14 protein-coding genes are annotated in these 19,506 nt (G+C 48.6%); 2 read left to right on the plus strand and 12 right to left on the minus strand.

The window, feature by feature from the left end; genetic code table 11:
* Positions 1–68: 68 nt before the first annotated feature.
* The 12 genes from ggt to FS628_RS11225 all read right to left on the minus strand — a co-directional run bounded on the left by ggt (position 69) and on the right by FS628_RS11225 (position 16,556).
* Positions 69–1,664 carry a gamma-glutamyltransferase gene (ggt, locus tag FS628_RS11170; RefSeq protein ID WP_145321905.1) on the minus strand — a complete coding sequence of 532 codons (1,596 nt, stop codon included), beginning with the start codon at positions 1,662–1,664 and terminating at the stop codon, positions 69–71.
* Positions 1,658–2,899, minus strand: a complete 1,242-nt coding sequence (locus tag FS628_RS11175) for a pyridoxal-phosphate-dependent aminotransferase family protein (protein WP_145321907.1) — start codon at positions 2,897–2,899, stop codon at positions 1,658–1,660. Before FS628_RS11175 ends, ggt begins: the two co-directional genes overlap by 7 nt.
* 6 nt (positions 2,900–2,905) lie before the next feature.
* Positions 2,906–4,213, minus strand: a complete 1,308-nt coding sequence (locus FS628_RS11180) for a Zn-dependent hydrolase (RefSeq protein ID WP_145321909.1) — start codon at positions 4,211–4,213, stop codon at positions 2,906–2,908.
* Positions 4,210–5,613 (minus strand): allantoinase AllB, encoded by a 1,404-nt coding sequence (allB, locus tag FS628_RS11185; RefSeq protein WP_145321911.1) that lies wholly within the window; start codon positions 5,611–5,613, stop codon positions 4,210–4,212. Before allB ends, FS628_RS11180 begins: the two co-directional genes overlap by 4 nt.
* Before the next feature lie 42 nt (positions 5,614–5,655).
* Positions 5,656–6,033, minus strand: coding sequence for a hydroxyisourate hydrolase (gene uraH, locus FS628_RS11190; protein ID WP_145321913.1), 378 nt, complete (start codon positions 6,031–6,033; stop codon positions 5,656–5,658).
* On the minus strand, positions 6,033–7,538 hold the full coding sequence (gene pucL, locus FS628_RS11195; RefSeq protein ID WP_145321915.1) for a factor-independent urate hydroxylase: 1,506 nt from the start codon (positions 7,536–7,538) through the stop codon (positions 6,033–6,035). Before pucL ends, uraH begins: the two co-directional genes overlap by 1 nt.
* Before the next feature lie 238 nt (positions 7,539–7,776).
* Positions 7,777–9,399, minus strand: a complete 1,623-nt coding sequence (locus FS628_RS11200) for a PucR family transcriptional regulator (protein ID WP_145321917.1) — start codon at positions 9,397–9,399, stop codon at positions 7,777–7,779.
* Between the two features lie 259 nt (positions 9,400–9,658).
* The gene (locus FS628_RS11205) at positions 9,659–12,403 is read right to left on the minus strand and encodes a CHASE3 domain-containing protein (RefSeq protein ID WP_260871011.1); all 2,745 of its coding nucleotides are present in this window, start codon (positions 12,401–12,403) and stop codon (positions 9,659–9,661) included.
* Between the two features lie 178 nt (positions 12,404–12,581).
* Positions 12,582–13,970: a class II fumarate hydratase gene (gene fumC / locus FS628_RS11210; protein ID WP_145321918.1), complete on the minus strand. Its 1,389-nt coding sequence runs from the start codon at positions 13,968–13,970 to the stop codon at positions 12,582–12,584.
* A 133-nt stretch (positions 13,971–14,103) separates the two neighbouring features.
* Positions 14,104–15,114 carry an aldose 1-epimerase gene (locus FS628_RS11215; RefSeq protein ID WP_145321920.1) on the minus strand — a complete coding sequence of 337 codons (1,011 nt, stop codon included), beginning with the start codon at positions 15,112–15,114 and terminating at the stop codon, positions 14,104–14,106.
* Between the two features lie 179 nt (positions 15,115–15,293).
* Positions 15,294–16,103: an MBL fold metallo-hydrolase gene (locus tag FS628_RS11220; RefSeq protein WP_145321922.1), complete on the minus strand. Its 810-nt coding sequence runs from the start codon at positions 16,101–16,103 to the stop codon at positions 15,294–15,296.
* Positions 16,104–16,283: 180 nt separating this feature from the next.
* Positions 16,284–16,556 carry a hypothetical protein gene (locus FS628_RS11225; RefSeq protein WP_145321924.1) on the minus strand — a complete coding sequence of 91 codons (273 nt, stop codon included), beginning with the start codon at positions 16,554–16,556 and terminating at the stop codon, positions 16,284–16,286.
* Between the two features lie 234 nt (positions 16,557–16,790).
* Here FS628_RS11225 and FS628_RS11230 point away from each other — a divergent pair, with 234 nt between their 5' ends.
* Together FS628_RS11230 and FS628_RS11235 are read left to right on the plus strand one after the other, a co-directional pair.
* Positions 16,791–18,023 (plus strand): aminopeptidase, encoded by a 1,233-nt coding sequence (locus FS628_RS11230; RefSeq protein WP_145321925.1) that lies wholly within the window; start codon positions 16,791–16,793, stop codon positions 18,021–18,023.
* A 90-nt stretch (positions 18,024–18,113) separates the two neighbouring features.
* Entirely contained in the window at positions 18,114–19,346 is a 1,233-nt protein-coding gene (locus FS628_RS11235) for an aminopeptidase (protein WP_145321927.1), read from the plus strand.
* The last annotated feature ends 160 nt before the right edge of the window (positions 19,347–19,506 follow it).

The raw sequence follows: 19,506 nt of genomic DNA on the forward strand, positions 1-19,506 counted from the left end.
GTATCGTTCAACTCATAGATATTTACACTTGCACTCCGATGACAGACTAACCTTCCGATCGCTGTCTGTTACCATCCGATAGCCATACCATCGCCTCTAGGATCTGCTGCGCCGCTAATCATGCCGTCCTCCCGAATGACAATGCCTTGCGACTGTCCCATTATCCCGTCCCACGGCGCTCTGGCTTCAACGTTATGTCCCCACTGGGCAAGGGTTGCACATACGTCATCATGATATCGGTTCTCCACACGCATCGTATCGCCTTCTTCACCCCAGGTACGTCCGTACACCCAACGTGGCAGGCTGATCGCTTCCTGGATGTTGAGCCCGTAATCAAGCACTCCGGTAAGCACCGATAATTGCGTCTGCGGCTGGCCTTCTCCGCCCTGCGTGCCCACGAGCATATAAGGTTTGCCATCTCGTGTAACGAGGCCCGGCATCAGGGTGTGGAATGAGCGTTTGTTCGGTTCCAGTACATTGGCATCTCTCGGATCTAAGGAGAAAAAGGACCCCCGGTTTTGCATAATGACTCCCGTATCTCCTGGAACATAGGCGGCACCGAAGTCGAAATACAGGCTTTGAATGAACGAAACGGCATGGCCTTCGCTATCGACAACCGCTGCATATGCCGTGTCCTGACCTATCGTTTTGGACAAAAATGGCTGTGCCACAGGTGGAGCAGCCTGAATCTCATTCCACAATTGGTCTCCATAACCCTTGGATAACAGATGATCCAGCGGAATGTCCCTGAAATCCGGGTCTGTCAGATAACGGTCACGATCCCGAAACGCCTTTTTCACCACTTCCGCCATCAGATGATAGAATTCAGGTGAGGTACGTGCTACAGAGGACAGATCCGTATGCTCCAGCATATTTAACATCATCAGCATCGAGAATCCCTGCGAGTTGGGCGGCATCTGATGAACTTCATAGCCACGATACCCCGTACTAACCGGTTTCACCCACTCGCCACGATGACCTGCAAAGTCCGCTGGTGCAAGCATGCCCCCATCCTCACGAATAGCCGAAGTCAGACGATCCGCAAGCTCTCCTGTATAAAAAGAGTCTCTTCCCCCCGTCTGAATCAGACGAATGGAGGCAGCGAGTTCAAGCTGAATCAGCAGATCGCCTTCCTGCAAAAGTGTACCCAACGGGGCAAATACCGCTCGCAGGGGTGTATGCCCCATAATGAGATCTTCATCCCTTTCCATCCACAGGCGGAGATTTCGGGATACAGGGCATCCTTTTTCCGCATACTGTGCTGCGGGTTCAAGCAGTTGCTCCCACGGTAACTTACCGTACCGGGACCAGACTTCCCACCAGGCATCCACCATTCCAGGGACCGTAATGGCACTAAGCACACCGCGCTGGGGGATGGCACTCATGCCCATCGCTTTGAACGTATCGGCATGAATGCCTGCGGATGAGCGGCCACTTCCGTTGTAGGCGGTAATCTCACCGCTGGCTCCATCATGAATCAGGAAGAAGGCATCCCCTCCAAGTCCGGTCATATGCGGATATACCACACCCAGAGCTGCACTGACCGCAACAGCAGCATCATAAGCATTCCCGCCCTGCTGGAGGATAGAGCTTCCAACTGCACTCGCCAGATAATGAGGAGAGGTGACCATAACCTCTCTGGAGATTGGCATCTGGTTTAACATAAGGCACCCTCCTTCCCTGCATACACATCCAATGCGGCCTGCACTGCTTCACCAGCAGGTAGTACATGACGATGACGTAATAGAACAGCTTCCAGCGCTCCGAGCACATGAAGTACGTTCTTGCGCTGGCAACTGAATCCCATTGTACCGATCCGCCAGATTTGCCCTTTTAACGGGCCGAATGAACTGGCAATCTCAATGCCGAAATCGCTCAGCAACATGCTGCGCACCGACTCACCATCGATCCCCTCCGGAATCGTGATACAAGTAACCACCGGAAGTTTACTGGACATATCCCCATACAATTGCAGTCCCATTCCCTCAATTCCGGCGACCAACGCACGTTCATTCACAAGATGTCTCTGGAATCTGGCCTCCAATCCTTCCTGCAGCAGAATGCGCAATCCTTCGTGAAGACCGTAGAGCATGGAGGTGGCCTCCGTATGGTGGTTCAACCGTGCTGAACTCCAGTAATCCTGCAATTGGCTCAGGTCAAAATAATTACTGGCAATCGTGCGGCCTTCTGCCAGCGCACTGGTTGCATCTCGCAGTCCGCGTTCAACTGTTTTACGGCTCATCAGTTTCTGCTCCACACGACTGTTGTACGTGAGAGGTGCCATCCCCGAAGGAACAGACAGGCATTTCTGGGTGCCGCCCATCACCGCATCCAGATGCCAGGCATCCGTCTTCACCGGCGTGCCACCGATGGTCGCCACAGCATCTACAACGAATAATATATCGAGTTCGCGACAGGCTTTGCCAATCTCGGCAAGGGGCTGCATCTGCCCCGTGGAAGTCTCACCGTGAACCATCGCAACCAGACTCGGTTTATGGGCATGGATCGCCTTGATCACTTCTTCCGGATCAAATACCGTTCCCCATTCCGTTTCGAAGAAGACGACCTCCGCACCACAGCGTTCCGAGATCTCAACCAACAGATGTCCGAATCGCCCGTAGATCGGGACGAGAACTTTGTCACCGGGCTGAATCAGACTGACCAACACAGCTTCAATGCCTGAACGGGATGTGCCATCTACTGGATAACACCACTCGTTATCTGTCATATATAGCTCACGCAGCATCGCCATCGTCTCATTCATCAAAGATGTGAACTCCGGGTCAAACTGCCCCAGGATCGGAAAGGATAGTGCTCTTAGCACACGCGGATCAACCTCAACGGGGCCCGGGGTCATAATGGTCCGCAAGGACGGAGATAACTCTTTATAGTTGGACATCTTCATTCAACTCCCGTAACCGTATTTATAGAGTAGCTGGACCAGAACCCGAAAACCGTGCATCAGGTCTGCTTCAGCTGTATATTCAAGTGGATTATGACTAATACCATCCTGGCTCGGTACAAAGATCATCGCTGTCGGACAAGCCGGCTGAAAAATCTGCGAATCATGTCCGGCACCGCTTGGCATGGGCCAGTAGGACAATTGCTCCTGCTCGCAGATGTTTTGAATGTCCGAGATCATCTGCGCATTCATGGGGATGGGTGTGACAGATAGATGTTCTTCCCAGTCCAGTCCGAGCTGCTGCTCGGCTGCGATTCGACTAAAAGCCTGGAGCATCTCCTGCCAGCAACGATCGATACTCTCCTGCCGAATATGACGAATATCCAGTGAAAATACCGCCCGGGCTGCAACCACGTTCCCAACACCCGGATCGGCCGTGATTCGCCCAACCGTGGCTACGAGCGGTTCGCCTGCATCCAATGCGATACCTCTTACCGCAGTAATCATCTCGGCAGCTCCGGCAAGTGCGTCTTTGCGCCAGGACATCGGTGTCGTTCCTGCGTGATTCGCTTCCCCGCTTACGGTGATACTGAACCGCTTCTGACCTACAATGTCGGATACGACCCCAATCGAATGTCCAAGACGTTCCAGAACCTGACCTTGCTCAATGTGAAGCTCAATAAAGGCACCGTAATTTTTCGCGGCAGGTCTATAGGCACTATCGGGTCCAAAGCCCGCATCGCGGATCGCTTGTGCAAAGGTAATGCCGTCTTGATCCTTCAAATGCTCTACGTCCTCGAGAACTGTCATTCCTGTTATACTGCGCGAACCCCAATACGCGAAAGGGAAACGACTTCCTTCTTCCTCACATAGGGATACCACTTGAAGTGTGCGTTTCGGTGCTCCAAAATGCTTCTGTAAATACTCCAATGCAAGGACTCCCGCCACCACACCGTAAGCACCATCATATTTACCACCGTATACCACGCTGTCAATATGTGATCCGGTCACAATCGGTAATGCTTCTGCACCAGTTGTTGTTTCATCCATTTCGCTCTTCAATGTGCCATACAGATTACCAGACTGGTCAAACTCGGGAGACAGCCCTTTCTCCTGCATCTTGGCTGCGAGGGCGTGTTGCGCTTCACACCAAGCCGAGTCATATAACAGTCTTGTAACGCCACCCTGTGCATCCGCACCATATGTCGAGAGCCAGTCAAGCATGGCTTGCAGCTCCACCTGTTCCACATTCGGCAAAGGAATAGGCGGATTATTCGTACCGGATGATCGGTATACTCCAGACTCTGTCATGGCGTCTCCTCCGTTCCCACCTCGATGGGACGTGAGGAGTAGGCTACGATGTGCCGCCCGATAGGTTCAGGAGATAATCCGAATTCCGAGTTATATACCTTCTGCCCACGGCAGAACACGTCTGTAATACAACAGTTAAATGTACGTCCCACATAGGGGCTCTGTTTATGCGTATAGAGCAGATCCTCCGTATTCAGGGTTGTGCTCTTCTCCCAGTCAATCAGGACCAGATCTGCATCCTTGCCGATCGCAATCTCTCCTTTGCTCTCCAGACCAAGCCTTCTGGCAGGTTGCAAGGAGAGCACTCTTCCGAGCAACGGGAGGTCGATATTTCGCTGAAGATGTCCGTCCTCCAGCATGATCAACAGTGTGCTTTGCGCTCCGGATATACCGCCCCAGATTTCAAAAAAATTATCGGATAGTTTCATGGATGGCGGGCATGGAGAATGGTCTGAAGCAATAACATCAATTAATCCTGACGTCAGTGCATCCCATAACTGCTCCTGTTCGGAGAAGCTGCGAAGAGGTGGAGCACATTTTGCTAAAGCTCCCAATCGGACCACATCCTGATCGGTCAGTGTCAGATAGTGAGGACATGTCTCCGAAGTGACGTCTTGCCCACGCCGTTTAGCCTCTGCAATCAAATCCAGTGCTTCCCGGGTGCTAATGTGCACAAAATGCAGCGCACACCCGGTCTGTTTGCCATATTGCAACGCCCGGGCAACCGCGACGACTTCGGCTTCCACAGGACGTGACTGGACATAGTCCATCGGTTCCGTCTTTCCCGCCGCAATGCTTTTAGTGCCGAGTTCGGCAACCATGCCTTCGTCCTCTGCATGAAGTGCCAGCACACGATTTAATTTTGCAATTTCATGCATCCCGTCCAGCAGTGTACGGTCATCAGCTCTCGCAAAAATGTCTTCCCCTTCTCCACCCGGCTCGGACATAAATGCCTTGAATCCGGCAGCACCCAACCCTGCCAGTGGAGCAAGTTCATCACGATTGCCGGGAACCAAGCCTCCCCAGAACGCATAATCGACATATGATTGGTCTGCAGCTGCTTTCTTTTTCATCTCCCATGCTTCCGGCCGTGTGGTTGGTGGTACGCCGTTAAGTGGCATATCGACGTAGGTCGTGATTCCCCCGGCAGCAAGAGATGCCGATCCAGACCTGAATCCCTCCCAACTGGCGAGTCCGGGTTCATTGAAATGCACATGAATGTCCACCACGCCCGGCATCGCCGTAAGGCCCTCAGCTTCAATGATCCGAGTCGCTTCGCCAGCGGCGAGCTGCGCGGATATAGCTGTTATTTTCTCACCAGTAATGCCGATATCCAGTTCTTCTACGCGATCTTTCAGCACCACCCGGGCCCCCCGAATGATGGTATCAAATGTTGTCATGTGGATGACCCTCCCCTGAATCAGAACCGGATGTGTGCATGTTCAGCTTCCCCGGTATGTACTGTAACCTCCTGGAGCAATCAATAACGGAATATGGTAATGGCTTGATGCATCAGATACGGCAAAACGAATTGGAACGACCGTCCACAGTGCCTGCCCCAACTCTTCCAACGAACGCTGTGCGTAATAACTTTCGACATGGAATTGAAGCTCATATATCGCTTGCTTTAGCTTGCCTCCATCCAGCAGTGGCGCCTCCAAACGCCCATCCGCATTTGTCACCGACTCAGCAACTTTTATCTTGGTTTCCTGCTCTCCATCCCTCTTCAGGATATACAGTTCGATCCGAACACCCGCAGCAGGGACGCCTTTGGATGTATCCAGCACATGTGTTGTAATTCGTCCGCCAGATATCGACATTAGACGTCACCTTCTTTCGAGGAATCACGGCCGTCTGCTCCCAGATCATCTCTTGTCATCGAGAAACCCTGGAATCCGTATGGCGGTCTCGGCTCGGTAAACACTTTGCCTTCCCCCTCTTTCACTTCCTCCAGCACCGTCTCCCAGGTCCGGTTGTTGGATTCAAATGAAACCTCACTTAACTGCTCAAATCGAATTAACAATCTTCGTCCAATCTGATAGATCAGATGTTGAATAGAAGCGGATCGACACTCATGAAATACAGCAGCAGCCAAATCTCTGACTTGTTCCGCCGCCACATACCGTCCGCGCTGATCGTCGATGCCATCCCTCGGATCTTCATAACGCCAATTAATGTTCAGGAAAATAAATAACGGTCGATCCCTTGTCTCTGGAAGAGTGGTATATTCATCTTGCATGAATCCGGCAAATTCACTGCCTTTGACCTTGATTAGTCTCAGATCGGCTACACCACTGAAATGGTTGCTCAGTTCAATCAAGCCATTGGTTCGTTCTGCTTCCACGGCAGCTGTCGCGCGATCGTTCTGCGAATAACGAAATACGAGCGCACTCGGTCGATAGCTTCCTTCCAATCCAATCGGTATATCTTCAAAAGGAATCTGGTCCGCGGTCATCTGAACCTTGGTCATCTGCGGATACGTCTCCAGAAAACGTCGACTTACCAGTGCAAGAAATCCTTCCACCGTTGCCCCTGTGTATTCCGCTGCATGTGTGAGAATGAAATTCTTCATCGAATCGGTCGCCACCACCAGCGAATTATCCCCTTCTGCAAAAGAAGGCAAGAATTCATCGCCCTGCACAGCGACCTTAATGTTCAATCCAAACAGAATATTACTGCGTCCCATGAACGGAGATTCCGGGATCGACTGTATGCCCGTCAGCGGCTTGGCGTAGGAACGATACATCCACACATCCCCTTTGCCGTAATACATGGTCCGCTGCTGCACTGCGGCTGGCTTGCTCACGAACTCATGTTCATGACCGATCTGTGCGAGCCACTGCTCCAAGCGAATGCCTGCAATTTTGAATACTTCCTTCAAGGCAGTCTCGAATTCTTCTTCCCTGCTTCGGCGATGACGTTGCCGCATGGATTCGAGGATGGAACTTGCGGTATGGCCTTTGACGGCCAATATGAATGGAAAGCCAAATTGGCTTGTATATGCTTTGTTTAATTGTTGAAGTTCGTTGAATTGTTCCTGTGAAAGTGAATTTAGCCCTGCACCAGCTTGTTCCTGTACGGAATTGCTGCTCATGCTGATTCGCGCCCCAAGATCCGGGTGATTTCGAAGCAGTTGCAATTTCACCTGGTCATCCGATGCCTGAACCACACTCGTCATAACATGCATCATCTGTTCAAACGAATCGAAAGGTCGTGAAAGCCCGGAACGCTCAGCTACCCACGGTGATTCCTCAAATAAGCCGCCAAACGTATGCACGAACTGTGTGATAGACCAGTTGTTAACAAGTTTAATTAAGTCGCTCATGTTAGAACCTCCGGTCTGTTGTGGATTATTGTTCTTCATTCTAAGTGTCGTTCAATGTCGCGACAACAATATTTACGCAATTTTGTAATATAACATAACATCAGAGTTGCGATTTGTTTGCTATGCACGGCAAGGACATCTTTCGTTATCCTCAAACATAAAGAAACCGCACTCCATCAAGGGAATGCGGTTCTTGGGGGTCTGACCCGTAGTATTGTCATGTTGCACAATGTGCGGTCTAGAGTTGGACATTGTGCGGTCTTGCAGCGGCTTTATCCCGAACAAACTTGCGGAAGGTGAATACCAGCTTCAACTTCAGCAGATCATTTGTCTTCTTAAAGTCCATTTGCAGCAAGCTGCCAACTTTCTCCATACGATAAGTGACCGTGTTGCGATGCACAAACAACTGCTTGGCAGCTTCATTGATGAGTCCGTCATTCTCGATAAAGGACTCCAATGTATTCATCAGCACCTGATTGGGATCACCATCCCTGGCAAGTAACGGCTCAAGTACTTTATTGCAGTAGTTCTCCATGATGTTATCCGGTACGTGTTGGAACACGTAGGCAAATTCGAGCATTTCAAATTGTAGCGCACGATCTTTCATGCCGAACCGGCGAGCCAGTTGTCGTGTATCCAGGCACTCCTGGTACGCTTCACGGAGCGACTTGGGCTCATGTTTCATTTTGCTGATCCAGAACCGCGGAGCCGGTGCTCCTTTCGCTTCTTGCGCTGCCAGAACATCACCGAACCGGCTCAACAGAAAACTTGACAGCTCCTCTCCATAATCTCGCCCTGTTGGACAGGTGTAGATGGACAGAATGCCATCCTCGATCTGAAAATGCTGTGAGGCCGTGAATTGCATCAGCGGATTGTATTGCAATTCGCGATGAATCTGTTTAAGTAGCTTTCCCTCGGCAAATACAGTGGGTTCAAGCGTGATCAGCACACACTGATAGGTTCCCTGGAACAGATGGACACCTTTGTTCTCACTCATGGTGGTTAATTCCTGAACGGTCATTTTGTTATCCAAATACTGTGTAAGCAGTGTGCGCATCTCATCCTGCACGGTCGGATTAATGTGCTCACGATAGGTCATATCCATATAGAAGGCCAGTACATCGGCAGCCTGCTGGAACAATTCTTCTTCTGCTCGAAGCGATAGGGCTGAATCCGTAAATACAAGCAACGATCCGTATTCTTCATCATTTTGCTTAATCGGTACGCGGTGACAGCTTCCTTGATTCCATTTCACGCGATGCATGACGGATTTCCATGGCCATCCCTGAGTTACCGCACCCCCTGCAATGCCTTCACTGCCATAGAGCACATGTCCACGAGAACCAATGACTGCAAGCGGATAGTTCAACACTGTGGCAAGTTCGGCAAACACATTCCGGTGGGGTTGCTGTTGCAGCGCAAACTGCATTAATTTCTTCTGCTTCTGCACGACCTCATGCAGCAATCGGTTACTGCGTTCATGCTCAGCCTTGAACAAGGCATTCATCTGGTCGGAGAAGGTAAATTGAAAGGGAAGTTCAAGGAGCGGCAATCGAAGTCGATCGGCTTCCTCGACAATACCTTGGGGAATGGACTGCCAGAAACGTCCCAGCTTAATGCCGAGTCCTGCACAGCCGCGTTCATTCAAGCGTCGCATCAAACGTAATGCATCCGTCTCACTGTCTTTCATAATAAAAGCGGTGGTGAATAGCATCTCTCCGGATTTGATCCAATCCGCGATATCAGGAGCGTCCATGACATTAACGGATTTCATCATCCGTGAAGTCCCTTCTCCACCCGCAACCAGTTTGGCCTCTGACAACGGGTATACCTGTAAAGCCTCTTTAACCGTAAGTTGCATGGACACTACCTCCCATATATATAACACAACATCGTGTTATTGTCGTTTCCACAGCTTAATTCTGGATTTTATTTCTAATTAAATCTATATTCAACCATTCAACTTTGTTGATTGTTAAGTATTATAACATCAAATTTCAGAATAAAGCTTACACGACAAAAAAATAAAACCTATGACCTAATTACAGCGCACCTCCTGTAATCGGCATAGGTTTTTATAATTTTGTTTCTGCAGGAGATCTGATTTAGTTCAACTACGATCAGATCTCCAATGTTTCGTGATTCATCCATAATTTCATGCGGGATAATACTTCTTTGATATTCAGCGGTTTGCTGAGATAGTCTGAAGCACCTGCTGCAATACATTTTTCCCGATCCTCTTTCATGGCCTTGGCTGTCAGCGCAATAATCGGAAGCTGGGTCATGCCAAGTCGTTCACGGATCTGGCGAGTGGTCTCATAGCCATCCAGTTCCGGCATCATGATATCCATCATGATGAGATCAGGCGTTGCTCCTCCGCGCTCCAACAGTTCCAGACACTCGTATCCGTTCTGCGCTGAAATAACATTCATGCCGTATTGCTCAAGAGCGTTAGCTAGGGCGTATACATTACGTATATCATCATCAACGACAAGCACTTGGCGTCCGCTCAGCAACGCTTCTTCCAGAGGTGTTAATAACACATCCGATGGAGCCGTGGTCAATGAAGGGAGTTTGTTGATTTCCGGGGTGGTGCTAGCCACCTCATTCAGGAACAACCGGGATGTGTGCATGGTCTCAGGCTCATCCATTCTCAGTGGCAGGAACAGCGTGAATACACTGCCATGCCCTTCACGGCTTGTTGCTGAGATAGAACCCCCCAGCAGAGTCGCAAGCGATTGAGAGATGGACAAGCCGAGCCCTGTCCCCCCGTATTTACGAGCTGTTGCTCCGTCCGCCTGCTTGAAGGCATCGAAGATCTGCAAGAGTTTGTCATCCGCAATCCCGATACCCGTATCACTAACGGAGAAAGCAATCACATCTGTCTCTTGGCCTTTGGCTTCCGGATGAGCCAGACTCATGCTGGAGATCGTTAAGGCAACTTCACCCTCACTGGTGAACTTAAATGCGTTGGAGAGCAGATTTCGAAGAATCTGGTGCAATCTCATCTCATCAGTCACGATCGTTTCCGGCAAAGGACTTTGGAGCTGAATTCGGAAATCTATTCTTTTCTGCTCCGCTGTTTTCAAGAAATACTGATTCATGACTTCTGGCAGACTACCCAGATAGACATCATCGAAATCCACTTCCATCTGCCCGGCTTCCACCTTGGATAGATCCAGAATATCATTGATCAGATTCAGCAGGTCTTTACCTGACTTGTGAATGACTGAAGCATAGTTCTGCTCTTCATTATTCAGGTTTTGATTTTTATTTTCAGACAATATTTCGGATAAAATCAACATGCTGTTAAGCGGAGTCCGCAGTTCATGGGACATGTTGGCCAAGAATTCGGATTTGTACCCTGAACTAGTTCGCAGCTGATTTGCTACAACCGAGAGTTCATTGGCTGAGGTCTCTGCAGCATTCTTCTGTAATTCCAGGCGTTCATTAAGCATATGAAGTTCTTCGGTCTGCATTTGCAGCTCCTCCGTCTGAGACAGCATCTCTTCGGTCTGAGCCTGAAGTTTCTCCGATTGTGCCTGTAATTCTTCATTCAGAACTTGTGACTCGTCATACAAATGCTGTAACTCCATACGAGTGACGGTGGAGTGTAGTGAAACACCAAAAATCTCCGTCAGTTCTTGCATCAACTTCATGTCTTTCTCTTGCAGCGGATTCATTGATGCAAGTTCAATTACCGCAATCGTTCTGCCTTCGAACAGGACCGGCACAACAGTAAGTGATGTGGCAGATGCATGTCCAAGACCCGATGAGATTTGGATATAGTTTTGAGGCAGATCATTCATGCGCAAGACTCGCTTCTCGACAGCACTTTGTCCGACAAGTCCCTCACCCGGGGCAAGCGACACTTTTCCGAGCGAACGTTCTTTCTCTCCATCCGCAGCATATGCAGCTACCCGAAGCAGTCGATTGTCTTTCCAGTAATATAGAACGCTATAAGGCACTTCAAACTGGATGGCAAGTTCGTTCAGGAACAAACGTGACAATCCCTCCAGATTGGTCGGGTTCTGCAAGAGTGTAGCGATCCCCGTAATTTGATCCTTGATGCGATTCTGTTCCTGCACTTCATCCAGCAACTTGTTGGTTTCATGCCCCAGATCACCCACTTCATCATGGGTTCGCACCTGAATTCGCTGTTTCAGGTTCCCACCCTTGGAAATATCACTGATCGTTTGCATAACATCACGTAACGTTTTGACAATATTGCCTGAAATTACTAACGCGGCGGTGATTGATAATGCTGCAATTATCCCCCATAACGTATACATTATCGTCAGTAGTGTGGAACTTCGTCTGGCGAGATCGGTTACTCTTGCTTCCGTCAGAGCAATTTCTGTGTTACGGAAGCTCGTAAGCTGAGATCTCAGCAGATCGATTTCCGTTTTACCCGGGTCAGATTGGAAGAACGCAATAACCTCGGCTTGATCACCTTGCTTTTTTAAGTTGACCGACGGTTCCCCAGCGATCTCAATCCAGCGTGTAATATGTGCTTTGATATTCTCCAGACTCTGCTGCTGTGAAGGATTGTCACTAATGAGAACATTCAACTGATCATAGTTGGAATTCCACTGGGAGAGGCCTTGGGAATAAGGCTCCAGGTAGCTTTCATTGCCTGTAATCATGAATCCACGCTGTCCTGTTTCCATGTTCAAGACATTTTTTTCAATCGCGTTGGTCAGATTATGTACTTCCAGATCATGATGACTGATAAAATCATTTTCCTTCTGCAAGACATTAATTTGGGCCGTAAGAACCAGCAAGACAGCACCAAATAAAACCACAACAACAAGATAGCCCAAGAGAATTTTGGAGCGTATCGTAAATCTTCTCGTTTTTGACAACGCGGAAACCTCCAAATATATACGAATCCTATTCAATTTCAATACACCTGTTGCATATGTAGTTTATATGTATACGTATAGCCTGACAAGCTTTAAGTTCATCGATTTGCATTAGAAAAACGACCTGCTTATGCAGGTCGTCTTCATCAATGATTTTTATTCCTCATTTAGGCTGATTTTAGGCCTTTGGAGCGATCATTTTGGCTGGATCGACATACTGATCAAATTGCTCTTCGGTAAGCAGGCCCGTTTGTAACGTTGCCTGTTTTAAAGACAAGCCTTCTTTATGTGCAAGCTTCGCGATTTTGGCTGCATTCTCATAACCAATGTGCGGATTGAGCGCTGTAACCAGCATAAGCGAATTGTTCAGATTATGTTCAATCTGATCCAGGTTAGGCTCGATGCCTACCGCACACTTGTCATTAAACGCAATTATGGAGTCCGCCAGCAGTTGCACGGATTGCAGGAAGTTATAGATGATAACCGGTTTGAATACATTCAGTTCAAAATTACCCTGGCTTGCCGCGAAACCAATCGCTGCATCATTCCCCATGACCTGCGTCACCACCATGGTGATTGCTTCGCTCTGAGTTGGGTTAACTTTACCTGGCATAATGGAGCTGCCTGGCTCATTCTCCGGAATCCGGATCTCTCCCAATCCACTGCGAGGACCACTGGCTAACCAGCGTACGTCGTTGGCGATTTTCATCAAATCTGCTGCAAGCGCTTTAACGGCACCGTGCGCATATACAACTTCATCATGACTTGTAAGTGCGTGGAATTTGTTGGGTGCAGATACGAAATCTTTACCTGTATGCTTGCCAATCTCCTTGGCAGTGAAATCCCCAAAGTCAGGATGTGCATTGATTCCGGTTCCGACAGCTGTACCGCCGATCGCGAGCTCCTTCAGATACTGCACACTTTCACGAATCATGCGCTCGCTCTTGCCCAGCATGGCTTCCCAACCACTGATCTCCTGGCCCAGAGTAATCGGTGTAGCATCCTGAAGGTGAGTACGTCCAATTTTGATAATATCCTTGAATGCATCCGACTTGTCTGCAAAAGTGGCTTTCAATACCGCAATGGCCGGCAAGAGTTGATCTTCAACAGCCAAAACACCTGCGACATGCAGAGCTGTTGGGAATGTGTCGTTGGAGCTCTGGGACATGTTCACGTCATCATTTGGATGCAAACGCTCTTCCTTGCCCTTCTGCTCCAGCAGTTGGTTACCCAGATTAGCAATGACCTCGTTCACATTCATATTGGATTGCGTTCCGCTACCGGTCTGCCACACAACCAGAGGGAAATGGTCATCAATTCGACCTGCAATAATCTCGTCTGCTGCATAAGCAATCGCATCTGATTTGGCCGCAGATAATTTACCTAATTTATGGTTACTGGCCGCAGCACTTTTTTTCAAAATGGCAAGAGCACGTATAACTTCCATCGGCATATGTTCACGGCCAATCGGAAAGTTCTCCTTACTGCGCTGCGTCTGAGCTCCCCACAGCCTGTCAGCTGGTACTTTCATTTCGCCTAACGTATCTCTCTCAATGCGGTATTCCACTTGCTTGTCCTCCTCCAAAAAAATGGTTTGGGTCTCTACAAAGCTTGTGTATCTCGTCATATTATACATGATTTACGAGCAGGTTTTCACCTTTTCGACAAAATTGTAAGCGCAACGCAAAACGAGCGTGAATTTATTTTTGTGACGCAATTGGATACAGTCGGCTTGTCTGTTCGAACAATTCGCCTGGCTCCAGACCAATCAAACCGATTTCTTCCGCCGGGATGCCTTCAACATTCGGGGCATTAACCAGGTTCATCTGAGGTTCTGGACAGAAGAAATCACCACCCATGTTATTGTTCCAGATCATCCAGTGCTTGTAAGATGTACCCACATCATATATAAGTTTGTCTCCAGTACGATGATCCGTAAGTTCCATATAGTTACGTCCATTCTGAGGCTCTGCGGTGTAATGATTATCCATAGCTGCAAAGAACGGACTAACTCCATCTTTCTTCAACTGTTCTTCTTCTGGTGAAAGCGGTTGAAATTGTCCTGTTGGCAGGGAACGCTCATTCAATTCACGACGTTGTCCAATCGTAATTTTGGCCGTGTAATCCGAGGATTGGCTATCCGGTGCAAATGGTACAGCAATCGCGGTGTGGAATGCAAACAGATTAGGCATGTATTCCTTCCCGTTGTTACGAACGATCAATTGCTGCTGAAGTCCTTGGCTGCTCAAAGAGTAACGAAGCGTTACCGTGAACGTAAACGGCAGGTACTGATGGAATGTATGTCCTTCCTTCACGTCCTGGCTAAGCAGCACATAACTCTCCAGCTGGTCCGATCCATATCCTTCTACCTTCCACTCGGCATCATGTAAGAACCCATGCAAATGGTTGCCTGTTGCAGGTTCGTTCACTGGCAGTTGATAGACTTTACCATTCCAAGGAAAACGTCCATCTTCATAACGGTTCGGTGGAGAAAGAATCGGAATTCCATAGACCGCAGGTGCAGCCATAAACTCATCCATTTGATCCTGATCCGGCTCTCTCAAGTAACGGAATCCTTTTTCTGTATCACGGAAAGCGACGAGGTTGGCACCCACGCTTGGAATAACTGCCGCTTCAAATTGATTAAAACGAAGCCAAACGGCCGGAATCCCTCCAAATTGTTCTTCAAATGCTGCATTTTGCTGTGTCATCGTTATATGTACCTCCTGCATACTAAGGTTATATTATACGGCTCGACTATATCATGCCCGAGCACAAAATACCAATCTATGATAGAGAACAAATTCATGATGGAAACACAAAAAAGGCTGAAAAAAGACAGCTGCAATCCGCTGCGGCTGTCTCGGGTACCATTCATATCAGGGTTCAATCAATCCACATATTTGCCGTGTTCCGGGACCGTGCTCTCTTCAAAGTCCAGATCAAGCTGCTTCAGGGATTCACTCAGCATATCACCGCTTAAAGCATGCCCATGCCCGGTAATCACAAGTTTCGGCTCGAGATGCCTTATATGCTGAACCGATTGATGAGCAGCATGCCAATCGGTGGTGAAATAGGACGGTGGGCCGTGCAACTGTTTGTCCTGAAGCAACACACTCCACAGCGATTCCTGCTTCACTGTGATGATCGCATCTCCCGCAATCAGCAAACGATCAGCTTCCCGAAAAAGCGACACATGTCCAGGGGTATGACCTGGCGTATGAACCCATTCCCATCCGGATACGCCAGGGACGGAATGATCTTTGGGTAAGCTGAATATCCGATCATCCAGATTGATTGCCTCATTGGGATAAGCGAATGACAACCTGGACATTAGACCTCCACCTACAGAAGGGTCCGCTGGCGGGTAGTCTTTTAACCCCGTTAAATACGGAATTTCAAGCGGGTGAGCATACACAGGCACACCCCAGAATTGTTCCAGTTCGATAACGGTTCCTACATGGTCGAAGTGACCATGAGTCAATATGATCGCAGACGGTGGACCTTGAAAACGTTCTGCTGCAATCTGAACAATATGATCAGTGAATTTCGCCATTCCGGTGTCCACGAGGACCCAGTTCCTGCTTCCTGGCTCTCCGATGAACACGACATTAACGAATAGTGTGCGCAGACTCAGGATATCGGGCGCGACTTCTTCAAGCCCCGTCAACCCTTCTGTTATCAGATTGTCAGATGCCATTCACGGTTACCTCCCATTAGGCGGATTGTCTCTCTGGTTCCATTCATCTCGTAGACTTCCCTTTTCTGGATCATCTATTCAACATTTCCAATAAAATAGACGGTATACACCCTGTTTCGGGCATACACCGTCTAGTATAGTCATCGACACGCCACAATAGAACAAGAACATCTCGGCCTGTTAAGCCGGATATGCTTCCAATGCAGCATCGAGCAATTGATTGTACAAGTCGTCATCATTCTCAAGCAGCTCGTCCATACGCATCAGTTCATCTTCATCTCCGGATTGTTCCGTGAAATGCAAGCTATAGTCCCAGTCTTTTCCGTTCTTGCTCATGAAGGTAATTTCATACACTGACTTTTCGCCTTCTGTACGGAAAACAGTATTCCCCACAAAACTTTTTTCATCTTCACGGCGCATTTCAGCACTTATAATCTCAATATTCACAATCATTCTCTCCTTTAATCTCTCATCTACAGTGGTTCTCCAACATTTTTGGTAAACCTAGTTTGGTAATTATTATTGGTTAATTGTACAATATATATCGTAGCAACGTATACCTTATTCAATGAAGGAACCCTTCTGAGTCCTTACATAGTTGTAATGAGGATTATAATACGTGTTTGAACAACATCTATAATAGCCAACAAGCTACGATATTATTATCACATTGGAGGAAAAAATAGCATGAATACTTTCGAAACGAATCTGCAGCAATATGCTGAACTGGCTGTTCAAGTCGGTGTCAATGTCCACCCTGGACAGACGCTCGTGGTTAACGCTCCAATCTCGGCAGCACATTTTGTAAGACTAATCGTCAAAGCCGCTTACGGTAAAGGCGCCAAATTGGTTAAAGTAAACTGGAGCGACGAATCGGTTACCCGTCTTCATTACGATCTTGCCCCTGATGAAGCTTTCTCCATTGAACCGAAATGGTTTGCAGCTGAAATGACTGAACTCGTTGAAGAAGGCGCCGCAGTACTGCACGTCATCGCTGAGAATCCGGATCTGCTGAATGGTGTTGCTCAGGAACGGATCATTACTAGCCAGAAAGTGCGCGGCAAAGCGCTTGAAAAATATCGTTCTTATCAGATGGCTGACAAATTCAGCTGGTCTATCGTGGCCGTTCCTTCTCCTGAATGGGCAGCCAAAGTGTTCCCGGATCTACCGGAAGCACAGCAAGTGGATCGTCTGTGGGATGTTATTTTCAAAACGGTACGGATCGGTGAGCAGGATGCTGTTGCCGAATGGAAAACCCATTTGCAAAACCTGGATTCACGCGCTGACCTGCTGAATAACAAGAAATACAAAAAGCTTCACTATACAGCTCCAGGCACAGACCTGACCATCGAACTTCCAGAAGGCCATATCTGGGTATCCGGTGGAAGTGTGAATGAGCAAGGACATGTCTTTATTGCCAATATGCCTACGGAAGAAGTATTCACAGCTCCACTGAAAACCGGTGTTAACGGCACAGTGCGCAGCACGAAACCACTGAGCTACGGCGGCAACCTGATTGACGGATTCTCCCTCACATTTGAGAACGGTCGAATTGTAGATTACACCGCTGAGCAGGGACTGGATGCGCTTAAAAACTTGATCGAGATGGATGAAGGTGCACACTATCTGGGTGAGGTAGCCCTCGTTCCACATCAATCACCAATTTCCGATACGAATATTTTGTTCTACAATACCCTGTTTGATGAAAATGCCTCCAACCATTTGGCTATTGGTAATGCCTATGCCTTCTGTCTGGAAGGTGGCAAAACGATGTCCAAAGAAGAGTTGATTGAACGTGGTATGAACTCCAGTCTCACTCATGTAGACTTCATGATTGGATCCGGAGAAATGAACATCCACGGCGTGACCTCCGAAGGCGCGGAAGAGCCGATCTTCCTGCAAGGAAACTGGGCATTTTAAAACGGTTTGATGTGATTAGGAGAGAGGAGTTTTTACTCCTCTCTTTTCCTGCGTCAACAGATCGAAATTCAATCATTGGAGGGAACTCATATGTTAAGTTTTGAACAAAAACTGGATCGTTACGCTGAACTTGCTGTAAGAGTAGGGGCTAACGTTCAGCCCGGGCAAGTATTTGTTATCAGTGCGATGATTGATACCGCTGAATTCGTACGCTTGCTGGTGCGCAAGGGATACGAAGCTGGCGCCAAGCAGGTTATTGTAAAATACGGAGATGAAACCGTAAATCGCTTACGGTTTGAAATGGCTCCTGAGGAATCATTCCAAGAGCCACCCAAATGGCATGCGGCGGAGCTTGAAGAACTGGCAGCCAATAATGCAGCCTTCCTGACGGTATTATCATCCAGTCCGGACCTGATGAAAGGGATTGACCCAGAGCGAATCTCGACCCATCAGCGTACATTTGGTCAGGCGATGACCAAGTACCGTCAGTATCAACAGGCAGATAAAATGAGCTGGACGGGTGTGGCCTGCCCTTCGCCCGATTGGGCAGCCAAAGTATTCCCGGATCTCCCGGCAGCTGAGCAGGTTAGCCAGTTGTGGGAAGCCATTTTTGCTGCGGTGAGAGCCGATCTGGAGGACCCTGTAGCGGCTTGGGAACAGCACATTGAACGACTGGAGACCAAAGCCGTTGCACTGAATAACAAAAAGTACCAGGCACTGCACTTCCTCTCCCCGGGGACGGATCTTACTGTCGAGCTTCCTGAAGGTCATATCTGGGCGCAGGCGGGTAGTGTGAATGAGCAAGGTACACCTTTTGTTGCCAATATCCCGACAGAGGAAGTATTCACCGCCCCAGCCAAGCACGGCGTTAACGGTAAGGTGTCCAGCACCAAACCGCTCAGTTATGGCGGCAGTATCATTGATCGTTTTTCACTCACATTCGAGAACGGACGCATCATCGATTTTCATGCTGAAGAAGGTCAGGATACGCTGGAAAGACTTATCTCCATGGATGAAGGGTCGCACTATCTTGGCGAAGTTGCTTTGGTTCCCTTCCATTCCCCGATCTCCGAGAGCGGCATCCTGTATTACACTACATTGTATGATGAGAATGCGTCGTGCCACCTTGCGATCGGCAGTTCCTATGCATTCAATATCGAAGGTGGCAAAACGATGTCTCCGGAAGAACTTGCAGCTCGTGGCATGAACACCAGCATCACTCATGTGGACTTCATGATGGGCTCTCCCGAGACAGACATCTACGGCATCACGGCAAACGGCGAACGTGAAGCTATCTTCCTTAAGGGAGACTGGGCATTCTAACGGTTACGGATGAGTTCTTTCCCGTAATGTATTTTCACTGAACATTTTGTAAAGGCTGTCTGGCAACCATGTGTTCACGGTTGGCAAGACAGCCTTTTATTAATTTTCTGCAAACTGTCCCCGAGGCTACACGTACTCTCCTCATCTGTTTTTTCTCGGA

The organism is Paenibacillus xylanexedens (assembly GCF_007676705.1).
Taxonomy (GTDB): domain Bacteria; phylum Bacillota; class Bacilli; order Paenibacillales; family Paenibacillaceae; genus Paenibacillus; species Paenibacillus xylanexedens_C.